The organism is Microcystis sp. LE19-195.1E (assembly GCF_027532095.1).
Lineage (GTDB): Bacteria > Cyanobacteriota > Cyanobacteriia > Cyanobacteriales > Microcystaceae > Microcystis > Microcystis aeruginosa.
Map to the genome: position 1 here is coordinate 1 of NZ_JAPZSZ010000226.1, position 15825 is coordinate 15825.

General features: G+C 45.8%; 14 protein-coding genes and 3 pseudogenes. 2 read left to right on the forward strand and 15 right to left on the reverse strand.

Translation table 11 applies throughout. The features are described from left to right. The 3 genes from O9300_RS12645 to O9300_RS12655 form a co-directional block, all read right to left on the reverse strand. The coding region (locus O9300_RS12645; protein ID WP_287691908.1) for a DUF2887 domain-containing protein at positions 1-122 on the reverse strand (122 nt) is incomplete at its 3' end. Between the two features lie 80 nt (positions 123-202). Further along, positions 203-388, reverse strand: coding sequence for a hypothetical protein (locus tag O9300_RS12650; RefSeq protein WP_287170399.1), 186 nt, complete (start codon positions 386-388; stop codon positions 203-205). Between the two features lie 41 nt (positions 389-429). After that, positions 430-954, reverse strand: coding sequence for a DUF29 domain-containing protein (locus tag O9300_RS12655; protein WP_287971967.1), 525 nt, complete (start codon positions 952-954; stop codon positions 430-432). Positions 955-1081: 127 nt separating this feature from the next. On the opposite strand from O9300_RS12655, the gene purL reads away from it, so the two are divergent. Together purL and purF are read left to right on the forward strand one after the other, a co-directional pair. Continuing rightward, a complete protein-coding gene (gene purL / locus O9300_RS12660; RefSeq protein ID WP_287971969.1) occupies positions 1082-3352 on the forward strand; it encodes a phosphoribosylformylglycinamidine synthase subunit PurL in 2271 nt (756 codons plus the stop codon). Between the two features lie 137 nt (positions 3353-3489). Continuing rightward, entirely contained in the window at positions 3490-4953 is a 1464-nt protein-coding gene (gene purF, locus O9300_RS12665) for an amidophosphoribosyltransferase (protein ID WP_287971970.1), read from the forward strand. Between the two features lie 206 nt (positions 4954-5159). On the opposite strand, the pseudogene O9300_RS12670 reads toward purF, so the two are convergent. From O9300_RS12670 to O9300_RS12720, 12 genes and pseudogenes are all read right to left on the reverse strand, one after another. Further along, positions 5160-5264 (reverse strand): annotated as a pseudogene (locus O9300_RS12670) (DUF4164 domain-containing protein); the annotation flags it as partial. After that, positions 5257-5439: pseudogene (locus O9300_RS19500) on the reverse strand (hypothetical protein). The pseudogenes O9300_RS19500 and O9300_RS12670, both read right to left, overlap by 8 nt. Positions 5440-5544: 105 nt before the next feature. Then, complete coding sequence (locus O9300_RS12675; protein WP_002761685.1) at positions 5545-5844, reverse strand: hypothetical protein; 300 nt, start codon at positions 5842-5844, stop codon at positions 5545-5547. A 67-nt stretch (positions 5845-5911) separates the two neighbouring features. Next, positions 5912-6976: a glycosyltransferase family 4 protein gene (locus O9300_RS12680; protein WP_287971973.1), complete on the reverse strand. Its 1065-nt coding sequence runs from the start codon at positions 6974-6976 to the stop codon at positions 5912-5914. Between the two features lie 78 nt (positions 6977-7054). After that, positions 7055-8338, reverse strand: coding sequence for a serine hydroxymethyltransferase (gene glyA, locus O9300_RS12685; RefSeq protein WP_287730130.1), 1284 nt, complete (start codon positions 8336-8338; stop codon positions 7055-7057). 696 nt (positions 8339-9034) lie between these two features. Then, on the reverse strand, positions 9035-12091 hold the full coding sequence (gene ppc, locus O9300_RS12690; RefSeq protein WP_287971976.1) for a phosphoenolpyruvate carboxylase: 3057 nt from the start codon (positions 12089-12091) through the stop codon (positions 9035-9037). Between the two features lie 351 nt (positions 12092-12442). Next, entirely contained in the window at positions 12443-12631 is a 189-nt protein-coding gene (locus tag O9300_RS12695; protein ID WP_002761679.1) for a hypothetical protein, read from the reverse strand. Further along, positions 12628-12915 carry a cell division topological specificity factor MinE gene (minE, locus tag O9300_RS12700; protein WP_147069276.1) on the reverse strand — a complete coding sequence of 96 codons (288 nt, stop codon included), beginning with the start codon at positions 12913-12915 and terminating at the stop codon, positions 12628-12630. Before minE ends, O9300_RS12695 begins: the two co-directional genes overlap by 4 nt. 29 nt (positions 12916-12944) lie before the next feature. After that, positions 12945-13745: a septum site-determining protein MinD gene (gene minD / locus O9300_RS12705; RefSeq protein WP_287971980.1), complete on the reverse strand. Its 801-nt coding sequence runs from the start codon at positions 13743-13745 to the stop codon at positions 12945-12947. Between the two features lie 360 nt (positions 13746-14105). Further along, positions 14106-14933: a septum site-determining protein MinC gene (minC, locus tag O9300_RS12710; protein ID WP_287971986.1), complete on the reverse strand. Its 828-nt coding sequence runs from the start codon at positions 14931-14933 to the stop codon at positions 14106-14108. A gap of 12 nt (positions 14934-14945) precedes the next feature. Next, on the reverse strand, positions 14946-15296 hold the full coding sequence (locus tag O9300_RS12715) for a hypothetical protein (RefSeq protein WP_287971983.1): 351 nt from the start codon (positions 15294-15296) through the stop codon (positions 14946-14948). An 81-nt stretch (positions 15297-15377) separates the two neighbouring features. Beyond that, positions 15378-15825, reverse strand: a pseudogene (locus O9300_RS12720) (RNA-guided endonuclease TnpB family protein); the annotation flags it as partial.

Here is a 15825-nt window from a genome sequence, read left to right on the forward strand (position 1 = left end):
TGTTTAACTTCCACCGAGGAGAATTGATAAGAATTGGCGGTTTCGGGGGGAAGGTTCAACAAATCAAAGAAACAAGCGGGAAATCTTTGTAAGAGTTGATAGAAAATACTGTCAGTTTTCACGCAATTAAACTCAAAAAGATGCCTCTAGTTTAGCAGAAGTTTTTTGTTTTTTAATTTTAAAAGGCTACCTCAACGAAACTTCACCGGGTTTCGGGTTCCTCAATTATATCCAATACCTCCTGCTCAACCAATCTAGAACGGAGAAGTTCTAACCCATCTTGGTCTGCTAATTCGATAATCTCGACAAGATAACGTCGCACCTGTTCAACAGTTGCCGGTTGCCATTGACGCAGTTTAATTTCCAGTTCTTGAATCAGGGCATCCATATTTCAGTTTTGAAAGCCAATATTATCAGGATAACATGGGTCTAAGTAAAAGGAAAATCGTCGAAGTAATGATCGATATCAATCGGGAACCATTCCCCATCTAATACCTGTTCGAGGGAGAAAGGAGGCTCTAGAGGAATCGCGTCGCGAGTGACTGCTTTCGCTTGTATTAAAGTTTTCCGAGCGTTCGAGTAGGCTTTTTGAAAATAATCCCGCGCGTGGTTGGTGAGAGTAGTAGTTTCTAGCCACTCTCCTAGTTTAGTTCGGAAACCGGCGATTTCTCCTACCCAGTGACAGACGTTGCGTTCTCGCTCCCGTTCCGATTTGTGATAAGCTAACTTAAACAGGTGTTCGATAAGTCGGGTTAATAAACTTTCTACAGCCCGTCTGTCACTTTTCCCCATGCACTCCACTTCCTCGATCAGATTTTCCCAGTCCACGTCATCAAACTTTTTTAGCTTTAAAAGTTCGGCGGTTTTTGAAGCCCAGAGAACAAAATCCTGATCGTATAAGGCTTTCATTGATAAAGCTGTTTCTACTGCCATAGTTTCGTTCCAACTGATCATAAAACTATGTCTTTAGCTTAACTTTACTAGCGCAAACCCTTTTAACTTTTTTGTCCTTGACTAGGCATTGTAACTCGATCTCATCAGACGTTATACAATAAATCTTGTCCCTCGATCGCATTGTCCCATGACTACCCCCTTCACTGCCGCAGAAATTGCCTCAGAAGGCATCAAACCCGAAGAATACGAAGAAATAGTCAAAAGACTGGGAAGACACCCCAACAAAGCCGAATTAGGGATGTTTGGCGTGATGTGGTCGGAACACTGCTGTTATAAAAACTCCCGGCCGCTGCTCAAACAATTCCCCACCACCGGCGAAAAAATTCTTGTCGGACCGGGGGAAAATGCCGGAGTAGTGGATTTGGGCGATGGATTGCGATTAGCCTTTAAAATCGAGTCCCATAATCATCCTTCTGCGGTGGAACCGTTCCAAGGTGCCGCTACCGGAGTCGGAGGTATCCTGCGGGATATTTTTACCATGGGGGCCCGGCCCATTGCTATCCTCAACTCTCTCCGTTTTGGTAACTTGCAAGATGCCCGCAATCGTCGCATTTTTGCCGGAGTCGTGGAGGGAATAAGTCATTATGGCAATAGTGTGGGCGTTCCCACGGTGGGCGGTGAGATATACTTTGATAATGCCTACAATGGCAATCCCCTCGTTAATGCCATGGCTTTAGGGCTAATGGAAACCGAGGAAATCGTCAAATCCGGGGCAAAAGGCCTAGGAAACCCGGTTTTATACGTTGGTTCTACCACCGGCCGCGACGGTATGGGAGGGGCGAGTTTTGCCAGCACCGAATTAACCGATAAATCTATGGATGACCGGCCCGCGGTGCAAGTGGGCGACCCTTTTCTGGAAAAATCCTTGATAGAAGCTTGTTTAGAGGCATTTAAGACCGGCGCGGTGGTGGCGGCCCAGGATATGGGGGCCGCTGGGATCACCTGTTCTACCTCCGAGATGGCAGCCAAGGGAGGGGTGGGAATTGAATTAGATCTCGATAAAATCCCCGTCCGGGAAACTGGGATGGTCCCCTACGAATATCTGCTGTCGGAATCCCAAGAAAGAATGTTATTTGTGGCAGCATCGGGACGAGAAGGCGAATTAATCGAGATTTTCCATCGTTGGGGACTTCAGGCTGTGGTCGCTGGCCAAGTAATTGCAGAACCGATCGTCCGTATATTATTTAAAGGGGAAATTGCCGCCGAAATTCCTGCCACGGCCCTGGCGGATAATACTCCGATTTATCATCGGGAATTACTGGCAGAACCGCCGGAATACGCCCAAAAAGCTCAATTATGGCAAGATAGCACGATTCCTATTCCCGAATCCCATAACGAGATTTTATTAAAACTGCTGGATAGTCCCTCGATTGCTTCAAAACGCTGGATTTATCGTCAATATGATCATCAAGTCCAGAATAACACCGTTGTTCTCCCCGGAGGAGCCGATGCGGCCGTGATTCGCGTGCGTCCTCTGGGTGCTAATCCCGCAAATTCTCGGCGAGGTGTAGCGGCGACTACAGATTGTAATCCGCGATACGTTTATCTTGATCCCTATAACGGAGCTAAGTTGGCCGTGGCGGAAGCGGCCAGAAACCTTAGTTGTGTTGGCGCTGACCCCATTGCTGTCACGGATAATCTCAATTTCGGAAGTCCAGAGAATTCAATCGGTTATTGGCAATTAGCCACTGCTTGTCAGGGTATTGCCGAAGCTTGTCGGGAAATGAATACACCAGTAACTGGGGGTAATGTTTCTTTGTACAACGAAACCGTTGATGCAGCTGGCAGCCCCCAGTCTATTTATCCGACTCCCGTGATTGGGATGGTGGGATTAGTGCCGGATATCGGGCAAATTTGCGGCCAAGGTTGGCAAAAAGCGGGGGATTTAATCTATCTTTTGGGTTTCTCCTTGCCAACTATCGGCGCTTCCGAATATTTAGCCGTTATTCACGGTTTGGTGACGGGAAAACCGCCGGTAATTGATTTTGAATTAGAAAGAAAGGTACAAGCGGCCTGTCGTCAGGGAATTCGCGCCGGTTGGGTGAAATCTGCCCACGATTGCGCCGAAGGAGGTTTAGCCACTGCTCTGGCAGAATGCTGTATTAGTGGGCAGTTAGGGGCGGAAATTGACCTTTCTTGGCAGCATCAAGGCCGTTTTGACGCGGTGTTATTCGGAGAATTAGCTAGTTGCATTATTGTCTCCGTTTCCCCCGAAAATCGGCAAGATTGGGAAGAATACCTAAAGACACAATTAGGAGACTATTGGCAAATAACTGGCAAAGTTAGCGAAAAAAGCGAGAATCTTCGGATTTTTGACCGGAATAAACAACCGGCGATCGATGTTAGTCTAGAAACTATACAGCAAGTTTGGTCAAAAGCGATCGAAAGAAGGCTGTAATCTTGAGGCCGTCAGCTAGATAAGATGGCCGATTATATCGGTAAATAAAGGCTGATAGCTGATCAATAAATCGTTAAAAGAAGATTAAGATCGGTTAAGATTTTGTTACCAAAGTATTCTGCAGCCCCAACCCTCCCATGTCTAGCCATCTCGACTCATATCTATCCCTGAACCGTATCGATAAGCCTGAAGAAGCCTGTGGAGTTTTTGGACTCTATGCCCCCGAGGAAGAAGTAGCAAAACTGACCTATTTTGGACTCTATGCCCTGCAACACCGAGGACAGGAATCGGCAGGTATTGCCACCTACGACGGGGAAACGGTGCATTGTTACAAAGAAATGGGCTTAGTTTCCCAAGTTTTTAGCGAAACTGTCCTTAAAACCTTGCCGGGTACTCACGCCGTCGGTCATACTCGTTACTCTACCACCGGTTCTAGCCGTCGGGCCAATGCCCAACCAGCCGTGATCGAAACCCGTTTGGGTAAACTTTCCCTAGCACATAACGGCAATTTAGTCAATACTTTTGAGTTAAGAAATGTATTAGAAAAGCGCGGTTGTGATTTCGGCACCACCACCGACTCGGAAATGATCGCCGTCGCTATCGGTCAGGAGGTGGATAGTGGCAAGGATTGGATAGAAGCGGCGATCGATGCCTTTAGCTATTGTAGCGGGGCTTACAGCCTTGTTATCGGCACACCGACGGGAATTATCGGGGCGCGGGATCCCAATGGTGTCAGACCCTTAGTAATTGGGGTTTTGCAAGAAGAAGGCAATCCCCCCCGTTATGTTTTAGCTTCGGAAACCTGCGGATTAGATATTATCGGGGCCGATTATCTGCGGGATGTGCAGCCGGGGGAATTAGTTTGGATTAGTGAAGATGGCTTATCTTCGGTGGATTGGGCCATTAAACCGGAGAAAAAATTATGCGTTTTCGAGATGATTTATTTTGCCCGTCCCGATAGCATTGTCCACGAGGAATCTTTATATACTTATCGGGTACGTTTGGGGGAACAATTAGCCAAAGAGTCGCCGGTAGAAGCAGATATGGTGATGGGAGTTCCCGATTCGGGTATTCCGGCTGCGATCGGATTTTCGCGCATTTCTGATATTCCCTACGCGGAAGGATTGATTAAAAATCGTTATGTGGGACGAACTTTTATTCAACCAACCCAACACATGAGAGAGTCGGGAATTAAGATGAAATTGAATCCTTTAAAGGATGTTTTACAGGGAAAAAGAGTTATTATTGTTGATGATTCGATCGTGCGGGGAACCACTAGCCGGAAATTAGTTAAAGCTTTACGGGATGCCGGAGCAAGAGAAGTTCACATGAGAATATCTTCTCCTCCGGTGACTCATCCTTGTTTTTATGGCATTGATACGGACAACCAAGAGCAATTAATTGCGGCAACTAAATCGGTGGCGGAAATTCAGGCACAAATCGGGGTGGATAGTTTAGCTTATCTCAGTCAAGATGGAATGTTAACAGCAACGAAGGAAGACCCGAAAACCTTCTGTACTGCCTGTTTTAATGGCGATTATCCGATTCCTGTACCCGATAATGTTAAGCGATCGAAGTTGATTTTAGAAACAGTTAAATAGGGGTTGCTGAATAAATCTAAAAACCTTGTTGGATAAGACTTTTGGACTTTTTTCCCCTCAAAAAGTGCCAGCCATTGCGGGGATCGGGGGAAAATTCAGGTACTTTTTCCCTGAAAATTAGGTAGTTGACCACCTCAAAACTGGTAAAACCCCACACCCCACACCCCACACCCCACACCCTGCCCCCAGGAAAAGCTTTTTCAGCAAACCCTAGTTAGACGCTCATTAACATCTCTTTGTAAAGAGTCGATTTTTCCCTCAATCCTTGTCAGGACAGTTTCAAGGGAATAAGTTACGGTTTCGTTAGACATTTGCTAAACTCCTACTTTTGATAACTTTAATTAGGGCTTGCTGAAAAAATAAGAGGTTCTTCGTTACTTGGTATGGTTCGATAGGGGGGCATAAATCGACTAAATCCTTATCTGGCAAGAGACTTAATTGATTAGTTCGCTCTAGATAAAAAACAATTGACAAAAATCGCTAAATGCCTTTCTATATAAGGGTTCCATCCCTTATAACCCCCGTCCATTGCATAACAATTACCGAAGAGCCAAATAAGATAGGAAAAATTTATGATGCTAAGGGCAACTTCTAGGGGTTGCCAATAAATCCAAAAAGTTTAGCTGCTCCTCCTAAAATAGCAACAACAAGGGCGATCAAAATGCCTCGATTAGTAAACTCTTGATAGGCAACTCTAGCGGTCAATCCGTCAATTTTTGTGCTTAGTCGCTCATCTAAAGCTTTAATTTCTCCTTTAAGTTCTGCCTGTCCGATTTCTAATTTTGTCAGACGTTGCTCGATTCTATCAGCTTTGTGGTTGACTTCCTTGATGCTGTCTTTGATTTCCTTGAGGACCGTTTCAAGGGAATAAGTTACGGTTTCGTTAGACATTTGCTAAACTCCCAGAGTTATCCTGCCGCTATCTTAATTATTAATCTTTTTTCTAGTTTAAGATGGCTTACGGTTCACTGCCACGATTGCGCCAGACTTGCCAACCGACGTAACCGAGGAGGAGAGTTGCACCAAAGGCAAAACCCCAACCACTGGGAACATTGGAGAAACCGAGGGCTAAACTGCCCACCCAGAGAGTTAGAGCGTAGATAAATAATACTGTCAGACGGTGAGAGATACCTGCTTTCAGTAAACGGTGGTGTAAATGACGTTTATCAGCCACAAAAGGGGATTTTCCGCGTTTGAGACGGGAAATAATCACCGTTGACATATCGAGGAGAGGAACCGCGAGGATGAGATAGGGCAATAGGACGGCGGTAACGGCAACAGTAGTCACAGCAGTAGTTTTCGCCAATCCAATCACCGCCACACCCGCAAGGGTAAAACCCATAAAATAGGCCCCACCATCCCCCATAAAAATTTGAGCGGGGTTAAAATTGTAACGCAGAAAACCCAAGGCCCCACCCGCTAAAGCGGCGGCGATAATAGCGGCGGCGGGTTGTCCCATCACCAAAGTTACAATTAAAATAACCACGGCAGATATACCCGAAACCCCCGCCGCTAATCCATCTAAACCGTCAATCCAATTAATCGCGTTAGCCATCCCCACTAACCAGAGGAGAGTAATCGGTAAACTTAGCCAATGAATTTGTAATAAATCGCCGAAGGGAATAGAGAGGAAATCGATCCTTACCCCGGCTTGCCAAGCTAGAAAAGCGACGCTAAACTGCATTAGCAGACGAATGAGGGGCGAAAGATTAAAAAGATCATCCGCTAGACCGATGAGAAAAAAGCCCAAACCGCCTAGGGTTACGCCCCACACTTCCCATTCTCGATCGCTGTTTAAACCGGCAAACCCTCCCAACCACCAAACGATCAGGAGGGCAGTTAACGCGCCGACAAAAATCGAAACTCCCCCCAGTCGAACCATGGGCTTTTCATGGACCTTCCTTTCGTTGGGTTTATCGACGTAACCGCTTTTCAGTCCGACGGTTCTGACGAGGGGGGTACTCCAAAGTACCACGGTATGGGCGATCAGAAAAGCAATTAGATAGTATAAATCTCCAGACATGGGAATTGGGGGGCGATTTAATTCACAATTGGCAACTGACAGGCAATCGCCAATTATGAGTTTTTATTATCTCTCGTTTTAGGCCAAGGCGGGGACGGAAATATGGAGATGGGGATAGAGGGGGAAGCTTTCACAGAGTTTCGCTACCCGTTGACGGCAAGTAGTTCTCAGGGCTTCATCACCTGGATTAAGGAGAATATCGGCGATAATGTTGCCAATCTCGATAAATTCCGTTTCTCCTAGTCCTCTGGTGGTCATAGCCGGGGAACCCAAGCGCAGACCACTGGTGACAAAGGGAGACTCGGGATCGAAGGGAACAGTGTTTTTATTAGCGGTAATATTGATAGTACTCACCAAGCGATCGGCTTCTTTCCCGGTCATGCCCACGGATCTTAAATCGAGTAACATCAAGTGATTATCCGTACCATCGGTGACAATTTTAATCCCTCTAGCTTTCAACTGACCTGCCAAAGCTTGGGCATTAGCGATTACTTGTCCTGAATAGATTTTAAACTCCGGTTTCAGGGCCTCCCCAAAAGCCACCGCTTTCGCCGCGATCACGTGTTCTAGGGGACCGCCTTGGGTACCGGGGAAGACGGATTTATCGAATTTTTTGCCTAATTCCTCGTCTTTGGTCATAATTAACCCCCCCCTAGGACCGCGCAGGGTTTTGTGAGTGGTGGTAGTTACCACATCACAGTGGGGTAGGGGGTTAGGATGATGACCGGTGGCCACTAAACCGGCAATATGGGCGATATCTGCCATCAGGTAGGCCCCCACTTCGTCAGCGATGGCGCGGAATTTCTCGAAATCAATCCGGCGCGAGTAGGCAGAATAACCGCAGATAATTAGTTTGGGTTTTTCCTTGCGGGCGATGTCAAGGATGAGATCGTAGTCAAGGCGTTCGCTTTCGGGACTTACTCCGTACTGTACTACTCGGAACCATTTTCCGGAAACGTTAACGGGGGAACCGTGGGTAAGATGACCACCGTGGGAGAGATCCATACCCATAATCGTATCGCCGGGCTGCAAGAGGGTCAGGAAAACGGCGAAATTAGCTTGGGCACCGGAGTGGGGTTGTACGTTAGCGTGGTTTGCCCCAAATAGTCGTTTAACCCGATCGATCGCTAATTGTTCCGCTTCGTCAATGTATTCGCAACCGCCATAGTAGCGTTTTTTGGGCAGTCCTTCCGCGTATTTGTTGGTTAAAACCGAACCCTGGGCGGCCATGACGGCAGCCGAGGTAAAGTTTTCACTAGCGATTAATTCTAGGTGATCTCTTTGACGTTGCAGTTCTTTTTGCAGAATCCCTGCGATCGCTGGATCCGTCAGGGATAGTATATCTAGGTTGGTATCAGTCACGGTTACTCGATCCTTTTTTTTACAATTTACCTGTAATCCTTGGGTCACTTTCTCCATTTTGGCACAATCTCTAATCTTCCGACACACCGGTGAGCTTAATTGCTTTTCTTCGGGATCGATCTTCGATTGTCAACTGTTAGGGGTCAAATCTTCATTTTTAGTCAATAAGTGATATAGCGTTTTTCAGTCTGCTGAGGTACAAAAGTTATGGGTTTTAGGCAAAAGGCAAAAGTCAAAAGTCAAAAGGGAAGAAAAATATGTGTACCTCACTAGCTTAGGAAACGCTATAGTAATATTAGCCAATAGAACCCCCCAAAAGCTGGGATTGAGTGATAAAATCGGAAGTAATGGCCAATTTTATCGGGGAGTTTCCCTTTAAAAATAACAACTCAGTAGAAGTTCTACAAAAAGTTGACAAATCACAAAAATGGGGTGGATTACCTTCAAGACAATCCCCCCGAAAACTACCATTAATTAGGGTTGGCTGAATAAATCTAAAAACCTTGTTGGGTAACATTTTTAGACTTTTTTCCCCTCAAAAAGTGCCAGCCATTGCGGGTATCGGAGGGAAATTTCAAGGACTTTTTCCCTGAAAATTAGGTGGTTGACCCCCTCAAAATCCCTACACCCTACACCCTACACCCCACACCCTGCCCCCACCAATACACTTTTTCAGCACACCCTAATTATCTGTAATCAACCGGTATTTCTCATCCCTGCGGCAATACCATTAATCGTCATTAAAGCACCCCTTAATAACTCCTCTTTAGAATAGCGGAAATGAATCACACCGGATTGAGCTTGACTGTTGTATTGACGTAAACGCTTGAGGAGAGACACCTGTAGGAAACCGAGGGGAACGATCGAACCGTTGCGTAACTGGACCGAGCGCTGTAAACTCGGATCATTATCTAATAAATGTTTCTCGCCGGTGATCTGGAGAACAATCTCGCTGGTGCGATTATATTCCTCTTTGATCCTTTCAAACAGACGTTGAAAACGTTCTCGATCTTCCTGTTTAGAAAGTTCACTGACGTAGTGATAGGCCATCTGTAGATCCACCTTCGATAGAGTCATTTCTGCCTTAGAAATCACCATCTGGAAGAAAGGCCACTTGTGATAAAAATGGCGTAACAATTCCAAATTTCTGCTAGGAGAATCATCGAGAAACATCTGCAAAGCTGTCCCTAAACCATACCAAGCCGGTAAAAGAAAACGGGTTTGGGTCCAACTAAATACCCAGGGAATTGCCCGCAGGGTACTTAAATCCTGTTGACCACTTTTCCGGCGCGCTGGTCGGGAACTAATCTGTAAAAGACTAATTTCAGGAATGGGAGTTACGGACAGAAAGAAGTCTAAAAAGTCCGGTTCTTCATAAATCAAACTGCGATAGGTTTGTCGTGAACGGGTGGCCAACTCCTCCATGATGCGATTCCAGGGTTCGAGATCATCAAAACCACTGCCCAGTAAACTTGCCTGTATGACTGCCGTTACGGCCGTTTCGAGGTTATACAAGGCCAATTCTGGTAAAGAGTATTTCGAGGCTAAAACCTCGCCTTGTTCGGTGATTTTAATGCGACCGTTAATCGTTCCCCGGGGTTGGGCGAGGATAGCGGCGTAGGCCGGTCCACCACCCCGACCGACGGAACCGCCCCGGCCATGAAAAAGACGTAGATTCACGCCGTATTGTTTAGCGGTTTTTTGTAAAGCCTTCTGGGCCTTATGAATTTCCCAATTACTGCTCAAAAAGCCGGAATCTTTATTACTATCGGAGTAACCCACCATAATCTCCTGTAAATTACTCGGTTCCAAGATAGCAGGTTCCGGGGTCACGTCCTCCCCGTTTAAAGCCCCTAAATGGTCGTAACCGCCAGCTAGGGTTGCCCGATAGAGGGGCAATTCAAACAAAGTCTGCATGATGCCGGGGGCGTGTTTGAGGTCATCGACGGTTTCAAAGAGGGGAACGATGCGGAGGGAACTGCGGCTAGTGGCGGGGTCGTATAAACCGGCTTCTTGGGCTAATAACAGCACTTCTAGCACATCGCTGGCCTCGTTGGTCATGCTGATAATGTAGGTTTGGCAGATTTCCAGACCAAATTCCCCTTGCAGACTTCTTAAAACTCGCAGGGTTTCAATGGTTTCGCAGGTTCTTTCCGAAAAGGGCATTTCCCGGGGAATTAAGGGCCGACGGGTTTTTAATTCCTCCACTAACCAGGCGATTTTTTCTGATTCGGTTAATTGACCGTAGGGTTTCGGTAAAACTCCCAGATATGCGGCGATTTCTTCGATACATTCGGCGTGACGGGTGGATTCTTGCCGAAAATCTAACTGAGTCAGGACAAAGCCAAAAATCTCCACTTGGGCAATCAGTTGATCCAGTTCTTGACAGGAAAGACCGGTTTGAAGGAGACTGCGCTGTAATAGCTGTAATTCGGCTAAAAACTCGGAACCGGAGCGATAGATGTTGGTTTCGTTGAGTTTAGTTAATAATTGTCGTTCTTCCGGGTCATTGAGGCGATTATTGCGATCGCGGGTATTTTCCAGACGTTTTTGAATAAAGGCCAATTTGAGGCGATAGGGTTCCTGACGGTAGCGGATTGCTAACTGGCTATAGATTTCGGGCATTTGCTGTTTATCTCTGTCCAGGGAGTCCAGTAACTCCGGCAAGACGTGACACCAGTGCAGGGAGGCACTTAAAATACTGGTCAGGTCGCGAATAGCATCGAGATATTTTTTAATAACGAGATTGCGCTGATAACAGCAGGTTTTCCAGGTGACTTCGGGGGTAACGGAGGGATTGCCATCCCGATCTCCCCCGACCCAAGAACCGAAGCGACAGAAGTTATTTTTCGGCGCTCGTAAACGGGGAAAGGAGGATTCTAGACTTTGCTGCAGACGCAGGGTTAACTGGGGTAGGGAATCAAAGAGAACTTCATCGAAGTAGTGCAGGGCATAATCCACTTCATCGACGACGGTGGGTTTAAATTGGTGTAGTTCATCTGTTCGCCACCAAAAACGAATTTCTTCTTTTAACTGTTTGGTGACTGTTTGTGCTTCTCTGGAGTTAGTTAACCCCATACTGCGAAAGATTTCTTCTGCTTGGTCGAGTTTTTCGAGAATGCCTGAGATACGGCGCTGTTTAATGCGAATGGTATGACGGACAATTTCCGTGGGGTGGGCCGTGAAAACCAGACGAATATCTAACTGATCGAGAAGACGCTGAATTTCTTGGGGAGGGACGTTAACCTGTTTGAGATAGGGAAATAACCAGTGAAATAGTCCCGATTTTGGGCCGGAGTGATCGGACTCGTTCAGGGTTTTTTCTAGCCAATCGGCCCCGACAATGGTGGCTAAAAGGCTTTTTTGCGTTGGGTCAGCCTTGGGACTTTCGTTTTCTTCCCCGATCACCGTCCGTCGCAGTAGTTGCTGATCCCTTTGTTCGTAGTGTTGTTCAATAATATTTATTAACTGGAAATAGAGGGCAAAAGCGCGGGTAACTTTGATCGCTTCCCCTAGTTCCAAGTCTTCGATCATTTTGGCGATCATTGCTTCCGGACTATCATCGGTCACTTGTCCTTCCTCAGAACAGAGATGGCGCAGTAATTCCAGTAAATCAACTAATTCTTGACCACATTCGGAGACTAAGACTTCTTTCCATAAATCTTCGATTAATTTCAGTCTTTGCTGCAGAAACAGGTTGGAAGTGGTGAAAATATCCTGTTCGGTTGCGGTCGAGGGGACAAGGACGCTCATAATTTCAGTAAAAAGTGAAAAGGAGTTAGGAGTCGGTCGTCAGGAGTCAGGAGTCAGGAGTGGGGTGTTGGGGTAGTGGGGCAGTGGGGCTGAAATTTCCCTATCTCCCTAAATCCCTATCTCCCTAAATCCCTATCCCCTGTTCCCTGATATATCGGGATGTACTTTGTTGAAATGAAAAACGCTGTAATTCAATTGCTGATCTATCGGGATTAGTTCTTAGGGTTTGTCAGAAATGAGATTATATCCCAAAGAATCACATTTTTTCCTATTTTTAACAAAAATTTCACTATTTTTGCCTCTTTTCAGGGGGCAAAAGGACTTTTTTTCGGTAACTTTTTCTAGAAAAGATTATTGGTCACTGTTGACCGGTAACTGATCGGGAATATTGAGAAGGGGCAAGCGATCGCCCCGAAAGATTTCCTCGCTGTCTTTCCCGACTTCTATCAACCAATTATTAATAGAACGTAGTCCTAAGTAGGATAAAAGAAAGGGACTAACTGCTAGACTAAGCCAAAGCTCGATCGGTTGAGTTTTCATGGCAATTTCTCGGTTAAAGGACGGCGTTTGATGCGACGAATCGGAAAATTAGCAATCAGGGCTGTAGTCCGTTGGTCACTTTCTAGGATCAACTCGGTTTCCTCGGTGTCGATATCAAGATAACGACTGACCACTTCTAAGATTTCTTGACGCATCATATTGAGAAGTTCGGGACTAAGATCGGCGCGATCATGGGCCAGAATAAGTTTTAAGCGTTTTTTAGCTTGGTCGCCACTTTTGCCCGAACCGCGCCATGCTAGAAGTTTATCGATCAGGTCATTCATAGTAGGTTAAGGGGTTGAGATGAGAGAGTTTAAGGCCCAAACAAGCGACGACGCAGACGAGCAAGAAAACCTTCTTGACCGGCCATTAAATCTAGAAACGGCACATCGCGACCCTGTAAACGCTGGGCAATGTTTCTAAAGGCCATGGAGGGGAGAGAGGTCTTCTCCTCTAATACTAATGGTTCCCCTTTATTAGTGGAAATAATAATTCTTTGATCGTCGGGAATAATCCCCAACAGGGGAATTACCAAGAGGTCGAGAATGTCCTCGACGCTGATCATCTGGTTAAGTTGGATCATTTCTGGCCGCAGCCGGTTGACAATCAGACGGATACTCTTAATATCTTCGCTTTCTAGTAATCCCACCACGCGATCGGCATCTCTCACCGCCGACATTTCCGGGGTAGTAACGATGATCGCTTCTTGAGCAGCGGCGATCGCATTGCGAAAACCCATTTCAATTCCTGCCGGGCAATCAATCAATACATAGTCATAACTTTTTGACAATTGGGCGACTAAATCCTTCATTTGAGCGGCAGTAATTGCCTCTTTGGTGCGGTTTTGTGCCGCCGGTAATAAGACCAGATTTTCCTGTCTTTTATCCTTAACTAAAGCTTTATCAAGGCTACAATCTCCCGCCACCACATCGAGGGCAGTATAAACGATACGCTGTTCTAATCCTAACAATAAATCGAGATTTCTCAGTCCGAAATCGGCATCGACAAGGGCGACTCGACAGCCTAATTGAGATAAGGCTGAACCTAAGTTCGCCGTTACTGTCGTTTTACCAACTCCTCCCTTTCCCGATGTCACCACAATTACACGAGCCATAATTTATATCAGTTATCAGTTATCAGTTATCAGTTATCAGTTATCAGTTATCAGTTACCGGTTATCAGTTATCAGCTATCAGCTATCAGCTATCAGCTATCAGCTATCAGTTATCAGTTATCAGTTATCAGTTATTGGTTTGATAGAGTTGGGAGCATCTCACCTTTGTCACCCCTAAATCAGGTTTTTATGTCAAGCTATTTTGAAAGCCTTGCTAGAAACCAGTTTTAGTGATAAGTATAATTACTCACTTGCATAAATGAGATGCTCCCGATAGAGTTTTTCATTTCAACGCAGTTAATCCCTATTTTTACTGGTCACTGAATCACTATTTACTGATCACTGTTTACTGGTCACTGATCACTTTTTTTCTACCCATCCCACTTTATCTTTAAAGGTGTAGGTTCTGGAAAAATTATAAGCCCCAATGATGCGGATTCCTCCTTCGCTGATACAGGCAATTTCTGGTTCCATGCGATCGCTATCTAAAGCCGGAGCGCGTGCCACTAATTCAGCGATCCTCAGTTGAGTTAAGTCGATTCGCAGGGCCATAATTACCGCTGCTCGATCGCCGCGGAATCCAGCATGGGCCACACCGCGTAAACTCCCCCAAACTAATATATCGCCATCAGCGACGATCGAGCCGCCGGGGTTGACATCGCCCATGACTATAACTGTACCCGGGTGACGGATTTCTACACCCGATCGCAGGGTGGTTTTTAAGTACAAAGGTTCGGCGAGGAGGGATGGCAGCGGTTGCTCGTCCCCGAAAACCGTCGGATTCGAGCGCATTTGTTCGACATTGTAACCCATGGTTGCCGCTGCTACTGCGGTTTGTCTTCTTTGGGTTTGGATGGTATGCAGGGGTAATTCGGCACTGTCTAAAATTGTGGCGATCGCTTGTAGTTGGCGCGTATCCATCAGGCGATTGTTGGACCTTAGGTGTACTGGTGTTCTAGCGGGGCAGTTTTGGCCGCTATTACGGAGATAATATTTTAATCCTGTCAAGATATCTGTCCAATCCTGACTTGTCTCCCCGGCGCAGGTTTTGGGCAAAATTAGCACCAATTTCTCACCCTCGCTTTTTAGGTGGATTTGGGCGTATCTCTCTATTACCGAGGCTGATGGCTCAATTTTTTCGGTTTCTGAGTCGATTTCTTGATTTATTTCGGTTTCAGTTTCATCTATGGCCATAATTTTTTACTTAAACAAGACAAAGCGCAAAATAGCGATCAGCAAACCGACGGAAGCGGTAATCAGTGAACCGCCTAAAATGGTTATCAATGCCCAAATTTGATTTTTTTGACTGCCCTCAACTATTTTGAGGCGATTATCCATCCCTTCGACTCTTTCGGTTAATTTTGCCTGTCCTATCTCTAGGGATTTAACATCTTGCTTGATTTCCTTAATATCAGCCTTAATTTCGACGATACTATTCTCGATCGCCGTGAAACAAGTCTCGATCGCCGTGAAACGAGTCTCGATCGCTTTTTGTCCGTTGATAATTAAGTCTTCTAGCCTTTGCAAGTCCGTATCGGCAACAGTTTTCATAAAAATTAACCAGCTATCAGTATAGATGTTTCTTTCATTTTGACATCCTCACCGCCGTAAACGGACGGTGATTCCCAAACCTCACGATTTAGGTTTCTGCTTCTTTCCCGAAGGATTTTTCGCACCTGCCTTAACAGATTTACTCTATTCTGGTCTTATGGTCGCTCTACAGACTGACACCGCAAGCCCTGCGGCCAAAATATTTTTACTAGCGTTAACATCTCGGTCATGGTGTGTCCCACAGTCTGGACAATCCCATTCTCGAACATTTAACGGCATTTTCTCAGCAATATACCCGCAATTACTACACCTTTTAGAGCTAGGAAACCATCTATCTATTTCGATGTAATTTTTCCCGTACCAACGGCATTTATAGGCTAATTGTCGAGTGATTTCTCCCCAGCTTACATCAGATATTGCCTGAGATAATTTCGGGTTTTTGACCATATTCTTAACGGCTAAATTCTCAACCACAATCGTTTGGTTTTCACGAACTAATTGAGTGGTTAGCTTATGTAAATGGTCTTTT